We start from the raw sequence: 23,863 nt of genomic DNA, 5'->3' as shown, positions 1-23,863 counted from the left end.
AGTACACGTTAAAATACATATAAATACATACTAAAAAATATTTTATTCGTTAATTATACCCATTTAAAATATAAAACTTCTCTAAAATACTATTTTATAAAAATAAAATTTTAATATTACTAATAAAATATTTTTAAATACACTTACACTTAAATATTATTACACAACTAGAAAACAATGAGAGCAAAAAAATATTTATTTTCTACATTAAAAGAAACACCACATAATTCGGATTGCATTAGTCATACTCTTATGATAAGAGCGGGAATTATTCGTCAAAATAGTTCAGGAACATATATTTGGTTACCTACAGGAATTAAAATACTAAAAAAAATTACTAATATTATAAAAAAAGAAATGAATCAATGTGGAGCTATGGAAATATCCATGCCATTCTTACAAAAAAAAGATTTATGGAAAATTAGTGGACGTTTAAAAACATACGGAAAAGAACTATTTCACATTTTAGATAGACAAAATAAAGAATTTGTTTTAGGACCAACGCACGAAGAAATAATAACATGCTTTATGCGAAATGAATTAAAATCCTATAAACAACTTCCAATAACATTATATCAAATTCAAACTAAATTTAGAGACGAAATAAGACCTCGTTTTGGAATAATAAGAACAAAAGAATTTTTAATGAAAGACGCATATTCATTTCATCTTAATTCAAATTCTTTAAAAATAACGTACAACAAAATATATAAAATCTATAAAAAAATATTTAAACAAATGCAATTAAAGTTTCATGTAGTGGCAGCAGACTCAGGTTTAATGGGAGGAAAAATATCTCATGAATTCCAAGCACCTGCGATCCATGGAGAAAATACTATTGTACATTCTACCCAATCTAACTATGCTGCTAATCTACAAAGTGCAACTTCTACCAAAAATAAATCCACCACCAAAAATTTAATCACGTATGACTTAAATAGCATAATTAAAATAATAAATACACAAGAAAATACACTTACAAAATTATCAAATACACCTAATTCACTTAACAATAATTTTGTTAAAACTATATTAGTAAAAGCAAATAAAAACAGTAATTATTCATTTTTAGCTTTATTAATAAGAGGAGATTATTCCATAAATGAATATAAATTATCAAAAATAAAAGAAATTTTTATCCCTATAACATTTGCATCTAATGAACAAATTCTAAAAATAACAGGTTCTAAAAAAAAATTCATTAGTCCTATAAATTTAAAAATACCAATAATAGCTGATTTTTCCGTGATGAATCTAAAAAATTTTACCATTGGATCTAATATTGAAAATCAATATTTTAATCACATGAATTGGCACAAAAATATTTCCAAACCTAAAATGTTTTATGATATTAGATATGTTACTCACGGCGATCCAAGTCCTGATGGAAAAGGCACCTTAGTCTTAAGAAATAGTATTGAAATAGCACACATATTTCAATTAGGAAAGACATACTCTAAAACTATGAATATGCAAATACAAGATACAACTGGAGATAAAAAAAATATCACAATGGGATGCTATGGTATTGGTATTACTAGAATATTAGCAGCTATTATTGAACAAAATCACGATCAATATGGAATAATTTTTCCAAAAAACATTTCTCCTTTCCAAATAGCTATAATACCTATTAACTTCTACAAATCAAAATTAGTCAAGAAAAATTCAAAAAATATATATTACTTTTGCAAAAAAAATAACATTGAAGTAATACTGGATGATAGAGAAAAAAGCTTTGGTGAAATTATTTCGGAAATAGAATTAATCGGAATTCCACATAGCATTATCATTAGTGAAAAATTATTAAGAAATAACATTGTAGAATATCGTACAAGATGTGACAATTCTAAAAAATTTTTTAACATAAATAATATTTTAAAAATTATTCTAGAAACATGCCTACACAAATAAAATTATATTTATACTATTATTCAGTTTATATAATAATTCATATTAAAATAAATAATATATTAATTTTTTGATATATTATTTATTCTGTTATCCATAATAAATATCAAATAAATTGTTTTATTCTAAAATTTTTAACGAATATGCTACAATCGTATGCTTTTTCCTAAAATTAGACAATTTTAAATATCCTGTAACTATTACTATTTTGTCCTTTTTTATAACATTTTTATATTTATTAAATATGTCATCAAACATAACTACATCTATTTGAAAAAAACTATCTTCCAATATTAGAAATAACATTTTCTTTTTGAATTTAGTAATTTTAAATTTTAAAAATAAAACTATACCTAATATGGAAACAATTTGCTTATTTCTCATATTGTGAATATTAAAAAAATCTTTTAAACGAAAAACTTTATTATTGCGATTACAAATCATATTACAGAATTCATCAATAGGATGTCGAGTTAAATAAAATCCTAAACTATCTTTTTCCCAATCTAATATTTCTCTCCAAGAAAATTTTTTTTGAATAAAATCAGTTTTTTTTTCCATAATCGTTAATTCTTCTAACAAAGATCCAAATAAATCTACTTTTTTTGATACAAGAGAATTTAAATATTGCTTTGATGATTTTATTATATACTCACAAGAATTCATCAAAACATTTCTATTTAACCCAAAACTATCACAAGCACCAGACATAATTAATTTTTCTATTACTTTTCGAGTTAATTTTTTAGAATCTAAAGATATACATAATTCAAATAGCCCAGAAAAACGATTTTGTTTTTTTCTAACATTAATGATATCTAAAACTATGTTTTTACCTATTCCTTTAATTGCACCTAATCCATATACTATATTTTTTTTATCATCCACTCGAAAATAATACTCACTTACATTAATATCAGGAGGAATAATTTTTAATTTTAAAAGTTTACATTCCCTAATGAAAACAGCAATCTTTTCAATATTATCTATATCTGCATTCATTGCAGATGACATTAATTCTTCAGGATAATATACCTTTAACCACAAAGTTTGATATGAAATTAATGCGTATGAAACTGAATGTGACTTATTAAAAGCATATCCAGCAAATTTTTCTAATAAACTAAACATGTTTGTTGCAAAGGTAATGCTAATTCCATTTTTTTTTGCTCCTTCTTGAAACATAACACGATGTCGTGTCATTTCTAGTTTATCTTTCTTTTCCATAGCACGACGTAAAAGATCCGCATTACCTAAACTATAATTTGCTATAACTTGAGCTATTTTCATTACCTGTTCTTGATATAAAATAATACCATATGTTGATTTTAAAATAGGTTTTAATAAAATATGTTGACATTGTTCATCTGGATAAAATAATTTTTCTAATCCACTTTTTCTATTTATAAAATTATCCACCATACCTGATTGTAATGGACCCGGCCTGAATAAAGCAACTAAAGCAACTAAATCTTCAAATGAATCAGGTTTTAGACGCCTAATTAAATCTCTCATACCATGAGATTCAAGTTGAAATACCCCAATAGTTCTAGCAGATCTTAAAAAATTAAAACATAATTCATCATTTAAAGAAATAGAATGTATATCAATTATTTTTTGATTATTTCTTACTAATCTAATATTTAACATCTTTATTGCTGAATCAATAATAGTTAACGTTTTTAAACCAAGAAAATCAAATTTAACTAATCCTATAGATTCAATATCATTCTTATCAAATTGTGTGATTGGATTATTTCCAATTTCATCATAATACAATGGGACAAAATCAGTAATTTTTCCTGGAGCGATAACTACTCCTCCTGCATGCTTACTTATATTACGAATAATTCCTTCTAATTTTTTAGATATATTTATCAAAGATTGTACTTCTTTGTCAAATTGATACAACTCAAATAATTCAGATTCTTGCAAAATAGCTTTTTTTAATGTTATACCTGGATCTGAAGGAACTAATTTTGATATTCTATTTAAAAATCCATATGGAAAACCGAAAACTCTACCTACATCTTTAATCACAGCTCTGGCTGTCAAAGTACCAAAAGAAATAATCTGAGAAACGGACTCTTGGCCATATAAATTCGATACATGTTCAATAACTTGATCACGTCTTTCCATACAAAAATCAACATCTAAATCAGGCATAAAAACACGTTCTTGATTTAAAAATCTTTCAAATAATAAATCAAAAAAAATAGGATCTACTTCAGTAATATTCAAAGAATAAGAAACTAATGATCCAGCTCCAGATCCCCTGCCTGGGCCTACAGGAATATTATTCTCCTTAGCCCAATTTATAAATTCCATAACAATTAAAAAATACCCAGAAAAACCCATTTTATTAATAACTTTAAGTTCAGATGTCAATCTAGAATTATATTTAAAAAAATTATTCATTCTATCTTTTTTATTTGGAAATAATTTTATTAATCTTTTTTCTAAACCTAATTTAGCTTGGATAACTAAAAAATCATCAATGTTTTTACTTTTAACTGGAAACTTAGGTAAAAAATATTTATCAAATTTTAAAATTATATTACAACGCTTAGAAATTTCTACAGTGTTTCTAACTGCATCGGGAAAATCCAAAAACAATTGTACCATTTGATCACTAGTTTTCATAAATTGTTGACTTGTATAATTATAATTTAGTAATTTGTCTTGTATGGTACAACTTTGATTAATACAAAAACGAATTTTATGTGCTTTAAAATCACTTTCATGTAGAAAACAAACTTTGTTAGTAGCTACAACAGGAAAATTATATTTAATAACTAATTCTTTAATTTTAGAAATGTATTCCTCTTCTGGTTTTTTTCCAATACGAGTTATTTCTAAATAATAGGAATTTTTAAAATATTTATTATAAAATGATAAACATTTTAATACTAAATTCTGATTATTATTTAATAAATTAATTCCAACATCTCCCTGTAATCCTCCTGATAATAAAATTATTCCTGCTCTATATTTCACTAACCACCGTCTTTTTATAACAATTCCTATATTATTATTATATCCCAACTTATATGCACTCGAAAGTAAAGCGATAAGATTATAATATCCAGTACTATTAGAAACTAATGCGGTAATCTTAGTTACTTGATTTTTAAATACATATCCTTCATTAGAAGAAAGTTGAAGATCTACTCCTAAAATTGGTTTAAGCCCACAACTTAAAGATTTTTTATAAAATTTTATCATTCCATATAAATTATTTTCATCAGTTATGGCTAAAGCAGGCATATTTAATTTTTCTGCATATCTAACCAACATTTCAGGTTTAGCTAATCCATCTGACATAGAAAAATCACTATGGACTCTTAAATGAATAAACTTAACATTAGACATTAAATTTTCCAATAACATTAATTTTAAAACAAATACTAAATATCTATAAAACTCAAACTAAAATTAAAAAGTTTTTTATGAAATATTATAACCAATATATTCTAAATCAAAAATTATATTTCATTTAACTATTTTAATACATCCAACAAAAACTATCTTAAAAATAAAATAAAAAATTTAATCATATTATATTTCAAAAATAATAAATCTTAAAAAAATAAAATATCGACGAAGTAATTAACTTAACTAATTCAAAAAAAAAATAATTTCTATTTTAACATACATGAAATAGACGATTTACATACAATAATATTATTAACTGATACTACACCAGAAAAATAAATTAACTTTCGATAAATTTTGTCAATAGAAACGTTTATTAACATTTGATCACCTGGAAATACTTTTTTTTTAAACACTGTATGATGAACATTAGTTAAATATAAACAACTATTTTTATGAGAAATATTAAAACTTTTATATACTAAGAGACAAGCTGTTTGAGCTATAGACTCTAAAACTAAAACTCCTGGAAATACAGGATTATCATAAAAATGTCCCATAAAACAAAAATCACTATAAGAAACATTTTTTATTGTCGAAATATTATTATTTTTTTTATATTTAACAATTTTATCAACAAACAAGAAGGGATATTTATGAGGTAATAATTGAATAATATCTTTATTTTCAAAATTATACATTATTTTTCAAGAACACTAATTAATATTAATAATATATCTATATAAAATATTCATAAAAACCTACTTAATTTAAAAAATAAAAATTACATAAAATTTATTTTGAATACATATATCACCTAATAATGGAAAATAAATATATTTAAAATTATAATAGTAAAACACCATTTTTTTAAAAATTAATTTTTGTAATTTTAAATTATATTGAAATTCTTCTTTATGAAAAAATCTACCTAAAATATTTAACATATAAAATTAATACATTTGTTGCTCACTATAAAACGAAATTTTTACATACCATTCATAATATATATTTAAATACTAATATGTATGCATTACACACTAGATAAAAAATTTAAAAAACATCTATTCCTTTATTTTACATTTATTTTACCAAATCTACGTTTTCTCTTAAGAAAAAAACATATAGCTCTTTCAAATTCTTTTCTGTTAAAATCAGGCCAAAACAAATTAGTAAAATATAATTCTGAATACGTAATTTGCCATATTAAAAAATTGCTTAATCGATATTCTCCTCCAGTTCTAATAACTAAATCTACAGGAATATCATCTTTAATTAAAAGAAATTTAGATATAGTAGATTCAGTAATATCACTTTCAGATAATCTTCCTGCTTTAATTTCAAACAATAATTTTTTTATTACTTCTACTATTTCCCAGCGACCACCATAATTAGCAGCTATGTTTAATATTAACCCATTATTTTTAATAGTTGAATTTTCAATAACATCCATTCTATCTCTTAGTACGTTATTAAAACGCTGCTTATCACCAATAATTTTTAAACGAATGTTATATTTATTTAATTTAGCTAGTTCACTTGATAAAGCATAAAAAAATAATTCCATTAATACTTTTATTTCCAATATAGGACGGTCCCAATTTTCACTACTAAAAGCATATAAAGTAAGCTTTTTTAACTTATAAAATAAAGCACAAGAAATAGCTTTTTTTGCAGCTTTAAATCCTGCAAAATGACCAAATACGCGTGATTTTCCATTTTTTTTCGCCCACCTTCCATTACCATCCATAATAATAGCCACATGCATAGGTATTTTTTTATTATATTTTAATAAATTTTTTAATAACATATATAGTTTACATAAGATAAAATTTTTAAATTTTTAAAAATTCAATATTGTTTTATTGAATGTCATTCACTAAAACAATACATAAAAAATACTAAAATCAAAATACGTATCGTAAAATATAATCGTAAAAATTATACGCATAAATATAAATAATAATTATGTTAAATTCACAATTTAATTTTATTCCATTAACTATAAAAAATAGTAGATAGTATTTATAGCATAATTAAACTAACGAATTCAGAATATCCTATAGAAAAATATATTTAAAAAAAAATATTATATTATCATTAAATCCTTCTCTTTTTTATTTAACGTTACATTTATTTTACTTATATATTTATCTGTAATACGCTGAATAATATCTTGAAAACTACGCTCAGTATCATTCCCAATAATTTTATCTTGAAATAATAGTTTTATCTTTTCGTTGGATATTCTACGAATATTTCTAATACAGATACGACTATTTTCTGCCATATTTCTAGATAACTTTATTAATTTTACTCTTCTCTCTTCTGTTAATACTGGAATTGTAATTTTAAAGTAATCTTTAATAAAAATTGGAGTTAAATCTAATTTAGAATTCATAATTGCTTTTTCTGCATTATGTTTAATAGAATTATCAAATAAAGTAACTTTTAAAGTATTAAAATTATCTACAACAATATTAGATAATTTCTTTAATTGTACTTTTTGTCCTAAATAATCAATAAAAATAGAATCTAAAATAGATGGAGACACTCTAGAACTTCTTAAAGTATTAAGTTGTTCTAAAAATACCTTAATACAGTTATCCATTTTAGAAATAGTAAATTGTTTAATATGATGCATTACATACTATCCTTTAAAATAACGTTCAAACTTTTTACAATATATAAAACTACTCAATTATATAAAAATCATATCTTTATCTTATAAAAGTACCTTCATGTTTTCCAGTTACTATATAATATAATGCTTTAGGTTTATTTATATTAAAAATACAAATAGGTAATCTATAATCTCTAGCTAATGAAAAAGCAGATAAATCCATTACCTTAAATTTTTTTTGTAATACTTCATCGTAAGTTATATTTTTATATAATTTAGAATTCGGATATTTCATTGGGTCTTTTGAATATAATCCATCAACTTTAGTACCTTTTAAAACAATATTAGCACTCATTTCAATAGCGCGTAAACATGCAGCTGAATCTGTTGTAAAAAATGGATTTCCTAAACCTCCAGAGAAAACTAAAACACAATTTTTTTGTAATAAATGTAATGCTTTCTTAAAATTATATTTTTTACAAATTTGATCGATACATATTGAAGACATTAAGTACGTATTAAGATCAATACCACTCATAGAATCACATAACAATAAACCGTTTATAACTGTAGACAACATACCTACATAATCAGAAATCACTTTATTAATACCAATATTAATTAATTTTTCTCCTCTAAATATATTTCCACCTCCAATAACAATACCTACTTGTACACCTAAATCAACAATAATCTTTATTTCTTTTACAATGCGATTCAATTCTGTTATATCAATTCCAAAATCCTTATTTCCTTGTAATGATTCACCACTTAATTTTATTATTATACGTTTAAATTTTAAATATTTTTTGTTAAAGGAATTTGTCATTATAAAATAACTCGTTATCAATAAAATAATTTTTGAATTAAAAATATAAAAATTCTTAATAAATTTTTTAAATCAGTAATTAAATTCTAAAAAAATCGATCAACCGCCACCGGGCGGTTTTTAAAATAAACACATATTATTTTATAAAATATGTTCAATAAAATATCTATTTAATACTGTTCTCCAATTTCAAATCTAATAAATGAAATAACATCAAAATTATTTTCCAAAAGCAAGTCACTTATTCTTTTTTTAGGATCAAAAATAAAATTTTGTCCTAGTAAAGAAATTTCATTCGCAAATTTTATCATTCTGCCTTTAATTATCTTTTCTAAAATCAATTCAGGCTTTTTAGACTTCATAGCTAATTCTAACTGAATTTCATACTCTCGTTCCATAATAGACTTAGGAATAAGATCTGGCTTTAAATATTTAGGATTACTAGCAGAAATATGCATTGCTATTTTTTTTCCCAAAACATTATTATGTATATTAATACGCAATAATACTCCAATTCGATTACCATGCAAATAATGTGTAATATATTTTCCTTTTAATACATTTATTCTACTAATTACAATATTTTCATTCATTTTCATTATTAAATCAATTCTTAAGTCTTCGAAATATTTTTTTATAAGATTTACATCACAAATATTTCCAGTTAAAGAATAATCTAAAATTTTTTTTCCAAACGATATAAATTCTAAACTTTTCGCTACAAAATCAGTTTCACAGTTTAATTCCATAATAATACCATACTGATCATTAGAACTAACAAAAATTAAACCGCATTTAGTTGATATGAATTGTTTGTTTTCAGCTTTAACTTGACCCATTTTTCTTAAAAAATCAATTGCCTTTTCTATATTTCCTTTGCAAAAAACTAATGCTCTTTTACAATCTATAACTCCTACTCCAGTTCTAGCTCGAAGTTCTTTTATAAGAGTTAAAGTTATTTCTTTTACCATTGATCATCCTTAAAAATCATATAAAAATTCAAAATTAAAATTGTTTAAAAAAATATTTTTTTAATTTAATTATAAATGTTTCTATGCTATTAATTTTTTTATATTATCAGCTTTTACATTTTTGGAAATAACTTCCGATACAATACGTAAATATAAATTAATAGCTCTTATTGCATCATCATTACCAGGAATAACATAATCTACACCATCTGGATTAGAATTAGTATCTACTACTGAAAATACAGAAATACCTAAATTATTAGCTTCTTTAATTGCTATGTGTTCATGCTCTGCATCAATTACAAATAATGCATCAGGCAATCCACCCATATTTTTAATACCACCAAAACTATTTTCTAATTTTAATAATTCTCGTGTACGCAATAATGCTTCTTTTTTTGTAAGCTTTAAAAAAGTTCCATCTCGAGATTCTAATTCTAAATCTTTTAAACGTCTTATAGATTGACGCACAGTTTTCCAATTAGTTAACATACCACCTAACCAACGATAATTAACATAAAATTGTTTACATAAAATTGCTGATTCTTTAATAGTTTTAACAGCGGCTTTCTTAGTTCCAACAAATAAAATTTTTCCTTTATGAAATGAAATTTTTTTTATTTCAGACAATGCTATATTAAACATAATCATGGTCTTTTCTAAATTAATTATATGCACTTTATTTTTTGATCCAAAAATAAATGGCTTCATTTTAGGATTCCAATAACGAGTCTGATGACCAAAATGCACACCAGCATTTAACATATCTCTCATTGATACCATCATAAAAATAAAAGACCTCACTGTATAAGTAAATTAAAAAAATAAAATTAAAATGTAAAAATACTAAATTCAAAACAAAATACAATATGTTATTAAAAATAATTTTTAATTTATTAAATTATAAAAACATATTAACATACATTTATAAGCTATAAAATTAATCCTACATAAACTTATTAACAAAAATATAGAAAATTAAACAATCAAATATTAAACCAATATATAAAATCCTTAAATAACATTCTATAAATAATCTAATTATTAAATTAAATAAAATTTTAATATATAAATTGAGTAAATAATGACCATAATTTCTATAAAAAATAATAATGAAATTAATAAAATGAGATTATCAGGAAAACTTGTTGCAGATGTTCTTGAGATGATTGAAAATTATATCGTTCCTGGTGTAACAACACAAAAAATAAATGATATTTGTCATAATTATATAATAAACAAACAACATGCACAACCAGCATGTTTAAACTATCAAGGTTTTCCAAAATCTATATGTATATCTAAAAACAACATTGTTTGTCATGGTATCCCTAATAAAAACGAAATACTACAAAATGGTGATATTGTTAATATAGATATTGCTATTGTAAAAAATCAATATTACAGTGATGCATCAAAAATGTTTTTTGTAGGAAAACCAACTCTATTAAGTCAAAAATTATGCCATGTTGCTAAAAAAAGTTTATATTTAGCATTAAACAAAATAAAATCTGGAATATATTTACACAACATTAGCGAAACTATACAAAACTATGTAGAAAAAAACAACTTTTCTATAGTTAAAGAATACTGTGGACATGGGATTGGAAAAAATTTTCATGAACCTCCTCATATTTTACATCATACATACTATAAAAATGAAAAAATAATTCTCAAATCCGGCATGACATTTACTATTGAACCTATGATTAATGTTGGTTCTAGTAAAGTAACATGCATGAACGATGGATGGACAGTTAAAACAGCAGATAACAGCCTATCAGCTCAATATGAACATACAATTTTAGTAAATAAAGCAGGATGTGAAATACTCACTCTACAAAAAGGAGAAAATATACCAAAAATATTAAATAATAAAAATTAAAAATTTATTAACATTAAAAACATTTTTCTTAAAATACTAATTACTTATATATGAAAACTTTAAAAAATCAAATAAATGAAATCTTTAAAAAAAAGTCAGAAATTAGTCATAATAATATTGATAAAAAAACTTACGAATCTATAAAAACAGTTTTGTACATGCTAAATACAGGAGAACTAAGAATATCGGAAAAAATAAATAAAAATTGGATTACACATCAATGGTTAAAAAAAGCTATCTTATTATCTTTTATAGTAAATAAAAATACACTCATATCTAATAACCATACAAACTTTTACGATAAAATTAAATTAAAATACTCAAATTACACTCAAGAAAATTTTATAAAAGACAATGTTAGAATAGTGCCTCCAGCAACTGTACGGTATGCTTCCTTTATCGGAAAAAATACAGTATTAATGCCATGCTACGTAAACATAGGGGCTTATATTGATGAAGGCACAATGATAGATACATGGGCTACCATAGGATCATGTGCACAAATTGGAAAAAACGTGCATATATCTGGAGGAGTTGGTATTGGAGGAGTTCTAGAACCAATACAACAAAATCCTACTATTATAGAAAACAACTGCTTTATTGGTGCTAGATCTGAAATTGTCGAAGGAGTAATTATTGAATCTAATTCTGTAATTTCTATGGGAGTATATATCGGACAAAGTACTAAAATATACGATAGAATCAATAAAAAAATAATTTACGGAAGAGTTCCCTCTGGTTCTGTTGTAGTTCCAGGCAGTTTACCTAGTACTAATAATTGTAATCTATACTGTGCTGTAATTGTAAAAAAAATAGACGAACAAACTTTAAAAAAAACAAGTATTAATAAATTACTAAGAAATATAAACGAGTAAAAAAATAAAAATCCCTTATAACTATTAAAAACATAATAAAATAATTAAATATCACATCCTACCTAAAATATTTACTATTTATCTAGGTAGGAAAAAAATAACTAAATGAATGTCTGCATTTAAAATAATCTTTAATAATAATGTACCACAAGATATAAAATTTCATTTCCTCTTTTAATATGAAGAACTAATATCTCAGGATGAGTATGTAATAAACGTCTAAAATCATTTAAAGATAGTATATTATTTTTATTAATTTCAAAAATAATATCATTTTTTTTCAATCCAATATGATCTGCCGGTGTTTTAATCTTAACATCATCCACACATATACCTTGACTTTTTCCACTTAATATAAAATTTCTTAACTTAGCACCTGAAATAGATTTATGTAAAGCAGAAGAATCAATTTCATTTTGAATTCTAGGATTTAGTTCTACCAAAACAGACTCAAATTTTCCTTTTCTCAACAATCCCAATTCTACTTTAGTATGTATTAATTGAGATGCTATTTCGGCTCTTAAAGAAGAAAAACTAAAAACCGGTTTTTTGTTCAATGAAATAATCACATCTCCAGGTCTTATTCCTGATATTTCTGCAGAAGATTGAGATAACACTTGACTTACAAACGCACCCCTATGAATCGCTATCTTCATCACTTTAACTAAATCTAACGTTAATTCTGTACCAACAATACCTAATTCATTTCTTTGTATTTGACCATACTTTAATATTTGAGATACTAAATTTTTTACCATGTTAATTGGAATAGAAAAACCTATACCAATATTACCTCCATCAGGAGCTAAAATAGCAGTATTAATCCCTATCAACTCTCCTTTTAAATTAATTAATGCACCACCAGAATTTCCTCTATTAATTGCAGCATCAGTTTGAATAAAGTTTTCATAATTTTCAATATTTAAACCACTTCTATGTAAAGCTGAAATAATACCAGATGTAACAGTTTCTCCTAGTCCATAAGGATTTCCAATGGCAATTACATAATCACCTACTCTAAGATCATCTGAATTCGAAATCTTAATTTGATGTAATGTTTTAAATTGTTTTAACTGAAGTAACGCTATATCAAAACGAGAATCTTTTCCAACTATAATAGCATTATACGTACTTCCATTACTTAATTTTACATAAATTTTATCTGCTCTATCAACTACATGACTATTAGTCACTATATATCCATATTGAGAATCTATAATTACCCCTGAACCTAATATACGAAATTTATCAGATTGAACAGAATGGCTGAATAGAATACTTTTAGAATACAAAGATGAAGTATGACTAGATACCCTTGAAAATTTATTTACACCACTTTCCACTGTAATACTAACGACAGATGGAATAACATGTTCCAACATAGGAGCAAGATTAGACAATTTCGGTGTAAATAAAATCTGTTTGGAAAAATTTTTTGATTCATGCCCAGATAAACAACCAGAAACTAATAAAAAAATTAGAAATGTTGATGTAGTACGTAAAAATGTAGTAATTCTTTTCATGTTTCCATCTCATAATAATATCAGAAAAATTAAATCACAAATTTATAAAATAAATAATATTCTGTATAATAAAAATCTAACATAAATAAATTTTAATCACTACTTAATTAAATATTTTAATAAATACAATATTATTTTATTAAAAAAATTTAAAATGAAATATATAAATAACAAATATTATATATAAAATATAAATCTACTCTTTACTTATAATGTTTAAAATAAATTTTTCTATTAACATACAATTTTACATAACCATATTATTTAATTATTATAAATACTCTAATATAGATATATATTGTTAGGATGAAATTATGACATATATAATAAATATATGTATTTTATTTTATTTATTAATTTTAATGAATATTCATATAACAGACCAAAAACATAATGTTATGTGTTTATACGGTCATACAATGGGGACAATTTGGAAGATAAAATTCATAAACGATCAAAAATTAAAATTTAATTATCTAATGAAAAAAATACAAACACAACTTAATTTTGATAATCATCAAATATCTTCGTGGAATAATACTTCTGATATATCTAACTTTAATAACAATTTTACAACAAAACCGCAAAAAATTAATAACATCTTATCTAAACTAATTTCAATGAGTTTATTAATTGGACACAAAACACACAATTTATTAGATATTACTTCAGGAACATTAATAAATCTGTGGGGTTTTGGACCTAAACACTCAATAAATAAAATTCCTTCTTTAAGCGAAATAAAAACAGCTAAATCAACATCTGGATATAAACATATCAAAATTATAAAAAAAAAAAATACAAATTACTTACAAAAAGATATACCACAACTACAAATTAATTTATCTAGTATAGGTGAAGGATTCGCAGCTGATAATTTAGCAGAAATTTTAAATAGAGAAAAAATAACAAACTATACTGTTTTAGTAGGTGGAGCCATTAGAACACATACACCATGTTGTAATTCTAAACCTAAAATAATAGCAATCCAAAAACCAGAAGAATTAGGACACCAAATTCATATGTTTGTATCTTTAAAAAATAATGGAATTAGTACATCAGGAACATATAGAAATTACTATTTAATTAATAAAAAAAACATTATTCATTTAATTGATCCTATTACAGGAAACCCCTCTAATACTAACTTAATTTCAGTTAGTGTTATTTCAAAATCAGCATTAGAGTCAGACCTTTGGGATACAGGATTAATGTTATTAGGATTTCAACAAGCAAAAAATATAGCTATCTCAGAAAAATTAGCTGTCTGTTTAATAAAACGAGAAGCGTCACATTTATTTACTTGGATATCTCCACAATTTAAAAAATTTTTAATTAATCAGCCAACATAATATTACAAATGTATAAAACAAAAAACTTTCCTATCAATATATAAAACACCATTACATATATGTTTACATTTAAATACAAACATTTTATTATCATCCATTATTTTAAAAACCTAAAAAATATGAATTTAGTAACAATTTAAAAATTTACTATATCTTTAAAATAATCTGATCAAAAATCAAAAAACATAAAAATTTAATTTATTCTCAATAAACTCGTACCTTTGGAGAAAAAATGGAAATGTTATCAGGATCTGAAGCGGAAATGTTATCAGGATCTGAAATGGTAATTAGATCATTAATTGATCAAGGTATCAAACATATATTTGGATACCCTGGAGGAGCTGTTTTAGACATATACGATTCTTTAAAAACAATTGAAGGAATTACACATATTCTTGTTAGACATGAACAAAGTGCAACACATATGGCCGATGGATACGCTAGAGCTACTGGAAAAACTGGAGTAGTATTAGTAACATCAGGACCTGGTGCTACAAACGCAATTACTGGAATCGCAACTGCATATATGGATTCTATACCACTCGTCGTAATTTCTGGACAAGTTGCATCATCTTTAATTGGATATGACGCTTTTCAAGAATGTGATATGATAGGAATCTCAAGACCAATAGTTAAACATAGCTTTTTAGTTAAAAACACTGAAGACATCCCTTTGATATTTAAAAAAGCTTTTTGGTTAGCATCTAGTGGTAGACCTGGACCAGTGGTAATTGATTTACCCAAAGATATTTTAAATCCTTTAGTAAAAAAACCATATATTTGGCCGAAATCAATTAGTCTAAGATCATATAATCCGATTTTAAAAGGTCATCAGGGACAAATTAAAAGAGCCTTATATACCTTAATAGCAGCACAACAACCAATAATCTATATCGGTGGTGGTATAATAAGTTCAAATAGTCATAGAGAATTAAAATTAATTGCTGAAAGATTAAATATTCCAGTTACTACTTCATTGATGGCTCTAGGAGCTATTCCTTATGACCATCCACAAAACCTAAAAATGCTAGGCATGCACGGAACTTATGAAGCTAATATGGCTATGCATGAATCAGATGCAATTCTAGCAATTGGAGTAAGATTTGATGATAGAACAACAAACAACGTAGATAAATACTGTCCTAACGCTACTATTATACATATTGACATTGATCCTACATCTATATCTAAAACTATTTCTTCACATATTCCGATAGTAGGAGATGCTAAAAATGTTTTAAAACAAATATTATATTTATTAAACAAAAAAATTCCTAAAAATAAAATAACAAATTTAGAAACATGGTGGAACAAAATAAATCAATGGAAATCTATCAATAGTCTAAATTTTAATAAAAATAGTGAAAAAATTAAACCACAACAGGTTATTAAAAAAATATCTCAATTAACTCACGGAAATGCTTTTATTACATCAGATGTTGGTCAACATCAAATGTTTACAGCACTATATTATTCATTTAAAAAACCTAGAAGATGGATAAATTCAGGAGGATTAGGAACAATGGGGTTTGGATTACCCGCTGCATTAGGTGTAAAACTTGCTTTACCTAAAGAAATTGTAATTTGTATTACTGGAGATGGAAGTATTCAAATGAACATTCAAGAACTATCTACAGCAATGCAATATAAAATTTCAATATTAATACTAAATTTAAACAATCGCTCTTTAGGAATGGTAAAGCAATGGCAAGATATCATATATTCAGGTAGACATTCTCATTCATATATGAAATCATTACCTGATTTTGTAAAATTATCTGAATCCTACGGTCATATAGGACTATCCATTCACACTTCTAAAGAATTAGAAAAAAAATTAAAATTTGCACTAACAAATTTAAAAAAAGGTAGTTTAGTTTTCGTAGATATCAACATTGATCCAGAAGAACATGTTTATCCTATGCAAATTAAAGATGGAGGAATGAATGAAATGCTGTTAAGAAATATGGAGAACATATCTAAATGAAACGCATCTTATCCATTCTATTAGAAAATGAATCTGGAGCCTTATCTAGAGTTGTTGGTTTATTTTCTCAAAGAGGATATAATATCGAAAGTATAACAGTAGCACCCACAGAAGATTTATCTATATCTAAAATCACCATACAAACTATTGGTAACGAACAAATTCTTGAACAAATTGAAAAACAATTACATAAACTAATAAATGTACTTAAAGTCACAGAAATTGGACATTTAGATCATATAGAAAGAGAAATTCTACTAATTAAAATAAACAATACTAATGATCAGTATCATAAAATACACAATATTACAAATATATTTAAAGGCAAAGTCGTTAATATAAACTCAAATAGCTCTATTATACAATTATCAGGAAATAGTAAAAAACTAAACAAATATATAGAAATTATAAAAAATTTTACAGAAATTATAGAAATTTCTAGATCAGGAATAATCAGCATCTCTAAAAATTAAAAATTTACAAAAAATTAAATTTTTTCTTATAAAAAATAACATTATTATAAATTTTTTACTGACTATATAATTAAACTACAATCAATTATGAATGATAATTACAAACATACGTCTGTATTATTAAACGAAACAATTACAAATTTAAATATAAAACCAGATGGAATATATATAGATTGTACATTTGGATATGGTGGCCATTCAAAAGAAATTTTAAAAAATTTAGGAAAAAATGGAAAACTTTATAGCATTGATAAAGATCCCGATGCCATTCAAATAGCTAATAAATTAAAATACGATAGTAGATTTAATATCCTTCATGGATCATTTTCTAACATATTAAAAAACTTTAATAAAAATTATACACAAAAAAAAGTAAACGGTATACTATTAGATTTAGGTATGTCATCTATGCAAATAGACAATCCAAATAGAGGATTTTCTTTTCTATCAGATGGACCGTTGGATATGAGAATGAATCCAAATCAAGGTATTCCAGCATATCAATGGCTAAAAAAAACTAGCGCTAAGAAATTATATCATATACTGAAAAAATATGGAGAAGAAAGATTTGCAAAAAAAATATCTCTAGAAATACTTAAGTACAACAAAAAAACACAAATTACCAGAACAATAGAATTATCTGATATAATAAAAAAAATTATACCATATACTAAATATAACAAACATCCAGCAAGACTAACGTTTCAAGCAATTAGAATTTATATAAATCAAGAAATCTATGAATTAAAAACAGCACTAAAAACCATTTTAAATCTACTTACTCATCATGGAAGATTACTAGTTATCAGTTTTCATTCATTAGAAGATCGTATTGTAAAAAACTTTATGAATAAACATAGTAAATTACCATACGCTCCTTCAGGATTTCCAATAACTGAACAACAATTAAAATCTCTTAATAAAATACAACTAAAAATTTTTAAAAAAATATTTCCTAGTAAAATAGAAATGAATATAAATAAAAGGTCACGTAGTGCAATATTACGAATTGCTGAAAAAATAAATACACATGGACAAGAATTATAATTTATCAAAAATAATTTTAGATGATATGCTTTCTTTTCATAAAACACAAATTGCACTTCTTTTTATGATATTATTTTCATCAATATTGTTAGTTATCATAATACATAAAACACGTCTACTAATATCTGAAATAGAAAAATTAAAAAAAGAATCAATTAAGTTAAGCATAAATAAAAATTTACAATTAAAAAATATTTACAAAATAAAAAATATTAAATAAAATTTAACAATTTTTATGTTTCCTATTATAATATTATATATAAAAATTATCTAAAATAATTTTTAAAATAATTATTAGAAATATTTTAAATCTATGATATATATTTCAAAAAAAAAACGATACTTTAAAATAAAAAATAAAACATTCAATAATAAAAGAATGTTACTTTTATTTTTATTAATCACATTTATTTCCAGTGTGGTATTTATAAGAATTTTTTTCTTACAAATAATTCAATCTAAACACCTTACACATCAAAGTGATCTACGTTCTTTAAGAACACGAATAGAAATAATTCAAAGAGGAAATATTAAAGATAGATTAGGAAATTTAATAGCTGTTAGTTTACCGGTAAAAAGTATTTGTTTTGACCCTCAATTTTTTTTTTAAAGAAGAAGATATCAATTCTACTTTAAAATGGAAAAATTTATCAAAAGTTTTATCAATACCCTTAGAAAAAATATTTTATGAAATTAAATTAAATAAAAACAAACACTTCATATATCTTGCTCGTAAAATTAGTTTTGAACTTGCAAAAAAAATAAAAGATCTAAATATACCAGGAATATATCTAATAAATGATTATAAACGGTATTATCCACTAGGAAAATTAACATCACAACTTGTAGGATTTACTAATATTGATAATAAAGGAATTGAAGGGGTAGAAAAAAGCTTTGATAAACTACTAACCGGTAAACCTGAAACAATAAAAGTTAGAATAGATAAAAATGGAAAAGTGATAGAAAAGTACACCATAAAAAAAAGCATTCCACCAAATGATATTACTTTAAGTATAGATTCAAGATATCAAAAAATAGTATATTGCGCACTTAATAATGCTGTTATATCTAATAAAGCTAATTCTGGAAGTGCTGTTTTAATAAATATAGAAACAGGAGAAATATTATCTATAGTAAATAGTCCTTCGTTTGATCCCAATAATTCAAAACAATTATTTAAAGAAAATCCAACTATTAGAAATAAAGCTATTACTGATATGTTTGAACTAGGATCTACTGTAAAACCAATGATTATTATGAAGGCATTAGAAAAAAAAATAGCCACACCTAATACTATTATGAATATATCTCCTATTACAATTAATAAGCATACAATAAAAGATGTATTTCCATGCCATGGAAAACTCTCAATTACTGATATTCTAAAAAAATCAAGTAATATAGGAGTATCAAAATTGTCACTACTTATGCCTATGTCTGAAATTATTGATATTTATGCTAAATTTAAACTTGGAAAATCTACTAATATAGGATTAATAGGAGAAAAATCTGGATTCCTATACTCAAAAAATAAACATTTTTCAGATCTTGATAAAGTATCATTATCATTTGGTTACGGAGTAATGGCAACACCACTACAACTCGCACGTGTATATACTATTATAGGAAGAAATGGAAGTTCACAACCATTATCTATAATAGCAAAAGATTATCAAAAAATAAAAAACAACTCTACTGAACAAGTATTTTCTAAAAAAATAATTAAAATCGTATCAAAAATGTTAGAAACAGTAACTCAACCAGGAGGAGCAGGGCGAAAAGCAGCAATTAAGGGCTATAGAATAGCAGCAAAAACTGGAACGACTAAAAAACTAAATTCTAAAAAACATTATGTAAAAAAATATATTTCTTATATTGCTGGTATTGTTCCTATGAGTCATCCTAAATTCTCATTAATAATCATGATTAATGAACCTAAATCTAAAAAATACTATGGAGGAGACGTGTCAGCTCCAGTATTTAAAATTATAATGAGTCAAATTCTAAAACTAAACAATATTCTTCCAGATAATTTACAAAAATATTAAAAATATAACACTACACCACTAACTTTTTATAAAACATACTTCTTATTATGAATAAAAATTTTAAAAAACTAATATTACCCTGGATAAAAACTGAATATTCATTTAATATTACAGGGATAAATTCTAACAGCCAATACATTAAACCTGGAAATTTATTTTGTGCAATAAAGAATAATTCTACTCAAAAAAAAATATATATTTTACAAGCAATAAAAAATGGAACATCTATAATTCTTTACGACACAAAAAAAAAATCCAACATGGAACTATAAAAAAAATTAAAAACGATATACCGATCATTTATTTTTTTGAGTTATCAAAATATTTTCCTTTAATTTTAAAAAGATATTATTCATTTCAAAAAAAAATTACACTAATAGGAATAACTGGAACAAATGGGAAAAGCACTACTACACATATAATTGCACAATGGACTAACCTATTAAATAAAAAAATAGGAATTATGGGTACATTAGGATATGGATGCTATAAAAAATTAACGTTAACAAAAAACACAACTGAATCACCAGAAAATATATATAAGTTTATACAAAATATGTTATATAAAAATATTGATACTATAGCAATGGAAATTTCTTCACATGGAATATCTCAAAATAGAATTCTAGGGTTACCTTTTAATATTGCTATATTAACAAATATAACATCAGAACATCTTGACTATCATCAAACAATACAACAATATATACATGCGAAACTATCATTTTTATTACAATATAATATTAATACCTTTATAATTAATATAGATGATCCCATAGCACGATCTTGTATTAAAAAATTATCTAATAAAAATATAATTTCTGTAACTATAAACAATCATTACTCCTCATTCTTATCTAAGAAATGGATTAATGTAAATAAAATAGAGGAAAAACATGATTATACCACTATTTCTTTCAATTCTACTTGGGGTAGCGGGATATTAAGTAGTAAACTAATTGGACTATTTAATGTAACAAATCTATTACTTGCTTTAGCTAGCCTATTAGAATTAAAATATCCTATTCAAGATTTAATTAAAGTATGCAATAAAATTAAAACCATATCAGGTAGAATGCAGTATTTTAAATTTCCTAATAAACCAAAAATCATCATAGATTATGCACACAATAAAGATGCATTAAAAAATCTATTAAACACCATAAAAATGAAATTTAAAAATAAAAAAATATGGTGTATCTTTGGATGCGGTGGAAACCGAGATAAAAATAAACGTCCTCATATGGGAAAAATTGCTGAAATTTTATCAGATAAGATAATATTAACTAACGATAATCCAAGAAACGAAAATCCATTAGATATTATTCAGGATATTCTCTCTGGATGTAAAAACAAAAATAAAATTCATGTGATTTTAAATAGAGAAAAAGCAATAAAATTTGCATTAAATAATGCAAATATTCAAGATATAATAATTATCTCTGGTAAAGGTCACGAAAAATATCAAATTATAAATAACAAATATTACTATTATTCCGATCAAGACGTAATAAATAAACTATTAAAATAAAATATGATACCAATTAGTTTAAAACAAATACAATATATCACTAATGGAAAATTATATTATTCAGGAAAATTATGTCATGTAAATTCTATAAAAATTTGTTCAATATCTACTGACACTAGAAAAATTACTCCTGGATGTTTATTTATTGCTTTGATCGGAAAAAAATTTAACGCACACTCTTTTATACACGAAGCTATAACTAAAAGAGCTCGTGCGTTACTTATTCAAACAAAATATTTAAAAAAATGTAATATACCACAAATTATAGTTAAAAATACAAATATTGCTTTAGGCCAAATTGCAGCTTGGACAAGAAAACAAGTAAATACTACTATTATTGCAATTACCGGATCGTCAGGAAAAACTTCTGTAAAAGAAATGACTGCTTCTATCTTAAAAAATCATGGAAATACAATTTCTACTTTTCATAATCTAAATAATCACATTGGTGTTCCACTTACTCTATTAAAATTGAAAAAATTTCATAAATATGCAGTAATAGAATTAGGAGCAAACTATCCCAAAAACATAGAATATACAGTTAATATAACAAAACCGAATATAGCACTTATAAATAATATCTACAATGCACACCTAGCTGGCTTTAAAAATATATCTGGAGTAGCTGCAGCTAAAAAAGAAATTTTTTTAGGATTACCAAAAAATGGAACAGCAATTTTCAATCAAGACAACAACTTTTGGCCAATGTGGAAAAAATCTTTATCTACTCAAAAAATAATTAGTTTTTCAATGAAACAAAACAGCACTGTTTTTGCTAGTGACATAAAAATTAATAATAAAGGGTCAAAATTTAAATTACATTGTCCTCAAGGAGAAATATATATTTCTCTACCATTACTAGGTCATCACAATATTTCTAATGCCTTAGCAGCCGCCTCAATTGCAATATCTTTAAATATTCCCTTAAAAATAATTCAAACAAGTCTTGCTAAACTACCATTACTGAAAAACAGACTACAAAGTATTAGACTCAACAAGTATAAAACTGTTATTAATGACACATACAACGCTAATGTAGGATCTATGGCTGCAGCCATTAAAGTATTAGAAAAAATGCCAGGATACAAAATTTTCGTATCAGGAGATATGGCTGAATTAGGGAAAAAAAATATTTTTTATCACAAAACTGTTGGAAATTATCTATATAATTCTAATATAAATAAAGTTTTTAGTATTGGTGATTTGAGTAAAAATATTAGCAAAAATAGTAAAAAGGGACAACATTTCAACAATTCTCAAAATTTATTAGATGCTTTGATAAATAAATTATTAAATAAAAAAATTATTACTATCTTAGTAAAAGCATCTAGAATCTACAAATTAGAAAAAATTGTTCAAAAATTAATAGAAACATACAAAAATACAATTACCTAAAAAAATTTAATTTTATGATCTTTACTTTAAAATAT

The 23,863-nt window shown here is 24.2% G+C and carries 21 protein-coding genes; 13 read left to right on the top strand and 8 right to left on the bottom strand.

Annotated features, from left to right (window positions below; translation table 11 throughout):
- The first annotated feature begins 177 nt into the window (after positions 1-177).
- Entirely contained in the window at positions 178-1,914 is a 1,737-nt protein-coding gene (locus tag UAR70_01105; protein XBC39942.1) for a proline--tRNA ligase, read from the top strand.
- Between the two features lie 117 nt (positions 1,915-2,031).
- Here UAR70_01105 and dnaE read toward each other — a convergent pair whose 3' ends face one another.
- The 7 genes from dnaE to rpsB form a co-directional block, all read right to left on the bottom strand.
- A complete protein-coding gene (gene dnaE / locus UAR70_01100) occupies positions 2,032-5,283 on the bottom strand; it encodes a DNA polymerase III subunit alpha (GenBank protein XBC39941.1) in 3,252 nt (1,083 codons plus the stop codon).
- Between the two features lie 269 nt (positions 5,284-5,552).
- Positions 5,553-5,987, bottom strand: a complete 435-nt coding sequence (fabZ, locus tag UAR70_01095; protein XBC39940.1) for a 3-hydroxyacyl-ACP dehydratase FabZ — start codon at positions 5,985-5,987, stop codon at positions 5,553-5,555.
- Positions 5,988-6,358: 371 nt separating this feature from the next.
- Positions 6,359-7,096 (bottom strand): polyprenyl diphosphate synthase, encoded by a 738-nt coding sequence (gene uppS / locus UAR70_01090; protein XBC39939.1) that lies wholly within the window; start codon positions 7,094-7,096, stop codon positions 6,359-6,361.
- 279 nt (positions 7,097-7,375) lie between these two features.
- Complete coding sequence (gene frr, locus UAR70_01085) at positions 7,376-7,930, bottom strand: ribosome recycling factor (GenBank protein ID XBC39938.1); 555 nt, start codon at positions 7,928-7,930, stop codon at positions 7,376-7,378.
- 76 nt (positions 7,931-8,006) lie between these two features.
- Complete coding sequence (gene pyrH, locus UAR70_01080; protein XBC39937.1) at positions 8,007-8,738, bottom strand: UMP kinase; 732 nt, start codon at positions 8,736-8,738, stop codon at positions 8,007-8,009.
- A gap of 170 nt (positions 8,739-8,908) precedes the next feature.
- Positions 8,909-9,709, bottom strand: coding sequence for a translation elongation factor Ts (gene tsf, locus UAR70_01075; GenBank protein ID XBC39936.1), 801 nt, complete (start codon positions 9,707-9,709; stop codon positions 8,909-8,911).
- Between the two features lie 81 nt (positions 9,710-9,790).
- Positions 9,791-10,495 carry a 30S ribosomal protein S2 gene (gene rpsB, locus UAR70_01070; protein ID XBC39935.1) on the bottom strand — a complete coding sequence of 235 codons (705 nt, stop codon included), beginning with the start codon at positions 10,493-10,495 and terminating at the stop codon, positions 9,791-9,793.
- 298 nt (positions 10,496-10,793) lie between these two features.
- Between rpsB and map the strand changes: the two genes are divergently transcribed.
- Both map and dapD read left to right on the top strand, forming a co-directional pair.
- Positions 10,794-11,594: a type I methionyl aminopeptidase gene (map, locus tag UAR70_01065; protein ID XBC39934.1), complete on the top strand. Its 801-nt coding sequence runs from the start codon at positions 10,794-10,796 to the stop codon at positions 11,592-11,594.
- Positions 11,595-11,644: 50 nt separating this feature from the next.
- On the top strand, positions 11,645-12,469 hold the full coding sequence (gene dapD / locus UAR70_01060) for a 2,3,4,5-tetrahydropyridine-2,6-dicarboxylate N-succinyltransferase (protein ID XBC39933.1): 825 nt from the start codon (positions 11,645-11,647) through the stop codon (positions 12,467-12,469).
- Positions 12,470-12,600: 131 nt separating this feature from the next.
- Here dapD and UAR70_01055 read toward each other — a convergent pair whose 3' ends face one another.
- Positions 12,601-13,992, bottom strand: a complete 1,392-nt coding sequence (locus UAR70_01055; protein ID XBC39932.1) for a Do family serine endopeptidase — start codon at positions 13,990-13,992, stop codon at positions 12,601-12,603.
- A gap of 314 nt (positions 13,993-14,306) precedes the next feature.
- On the opposite strand from UAR70_01055, the gene UAR70_01050 reads away from it, so the two are divergent.
- From UAR70_01050 to murF, 10 genes are all read left to right on the top strand, one after another.
- Positions 14,307-15,344, top strand: coding sequence for an FAD:protein FMN transferase (locus UAR70_01050; protein XBC39931.1), 1,038 nt, complete (start codon positions 14,307-14,309; stop codon positions 15,342-15,344).
- Between the two features lie 238 nt (positions 15,345-15,582).
- On the top strand, positions 15,583-17,331 hold the full coding sequence (ilvB, locus tag UAR70_01045; protein XBC39982.1) for a biosynthetic-type acetolactate synthase large subunit: 1,749 nt from the start codon (positions 15,583-15,585) through the stop codon (positions 17,329-17,331).
- Complete coding sequence (ilvN, locus tag UAR70_01040) at positions 17,328-17,804, top strand: acetolactate synthase small subunit (protein XBC39930.1); 477 nt, start codon at positions 17,328-17,330, stop codon at positions 17,802-17,804. Before ilvB ends, ilvN begins: the two co-directional genes overlap by 4 nt.
- 87 nt (positions 17,805-17,891) lie before the next feature.
- Positions 17,892-18,851, top strand: coding sequence for a 16S rRNA (cytosine(1402)-N(4))-methyltransferase RsmH (gene rsmH / locus UAR70_01035; GenBank protein ID XBC39929.1), 960 nt, complete (start codon positions 17,892-17,894; stop codon positions 18,849-18,851).
- Positions 18,835-19,071, top strand: coding sequence for a cell division protein FtsL (locus UAR70_01030; protein XBC39928.1), 237 nt, complete (start codon positions 18,835-18,837; stop codon positions 19,069-19,071). Before rsmH ends, UAR70_01030 begins: the two co-directional genes overlap by 17 nt.
- 93 nt (positions 19,072-19,164) lie before the next feature.
- Entirely contained in the window at positions 19,165-19,461 is a 297-nt protein-coding gene (locus UAR70_01025) for a hypothetical protein (protein ID XBC39927.1), read from the top strand.
- The gene (locus tag UAR70_01020; GenBank protein ID XBC39926.1) at positions 19,439-20,902 is read left to right on the top strand and encodes a penicillin-binding transpeptidase domain-containing protein; all 1,464 of its coding nucleotides are present in this window, start codon (positions 19,439-19,441) and stop codon (positions 20,900-20,902) included. Before UAR70_01025 ends, UAR70_01020 begins: the two co-directional genes overlap by 23 nt.
- A gap of 47 nt (positions 20,903-20,949) precedes the next feature.
- Positions 20,950-21,174, top strand: a complete 225-nt coding sequence (locus UAR70_01015; GenBank protein XBC39925.1) for a hypothetical protein — start codon at positions 20,950-20,952, stop codon at positions 21,172-21,174.
- Entirely contained in the window at positions 21,096-22,433 is a 1,338-nt protein-coding gene (locus tag UAR70_01010; GenBank protein XBC39981.1) for a UDP-N-acetylmuramoyl-L-alanyl-D-glutamate--2,6-diaminopimelate ligase, read from the top strand. Before UAR70_01015 ends, UAR70_01010 begins: the two co-directional genes overlap by 79 nt.
- A 3-nt stretch (positions 22,434-22,436) precedes the next feature.
- Positions 22,437-23,828 carry a UDP-N-acetylmuramoyl-tripeptide--D-alanyl-D-alanine ligase gene (murF, locus tag UAR70_01005; protein XBC39924.1) on the top strand — a complete coding sequence of 464 codons (1,392 nt, stop codon included), beginning with the start codon at positions 22,437-22,439 and terminating at the stop codon, positions 23,826-23,828.
- Positions 23,829-23,863 lie beyond the last annotated feature (35 nt).

This window comes from Buchnera aphidicola (Chaetogeoica yunlongensis) (genome assembly GCA_039829965.1).
Taxonomy (GTDB): Bacteria; Pseudomonadota; Gammaproteobacteria; order Enterobacterales; family Enterobacteriaceae; genus Buchnera_B; species Buchnera_B aphidicola_BA.
The sequence above is the reverse complement of the archived record's forward strand: the minus strand, read 5'-3'. Positions and strand labels throughout refer to the sequence as shown.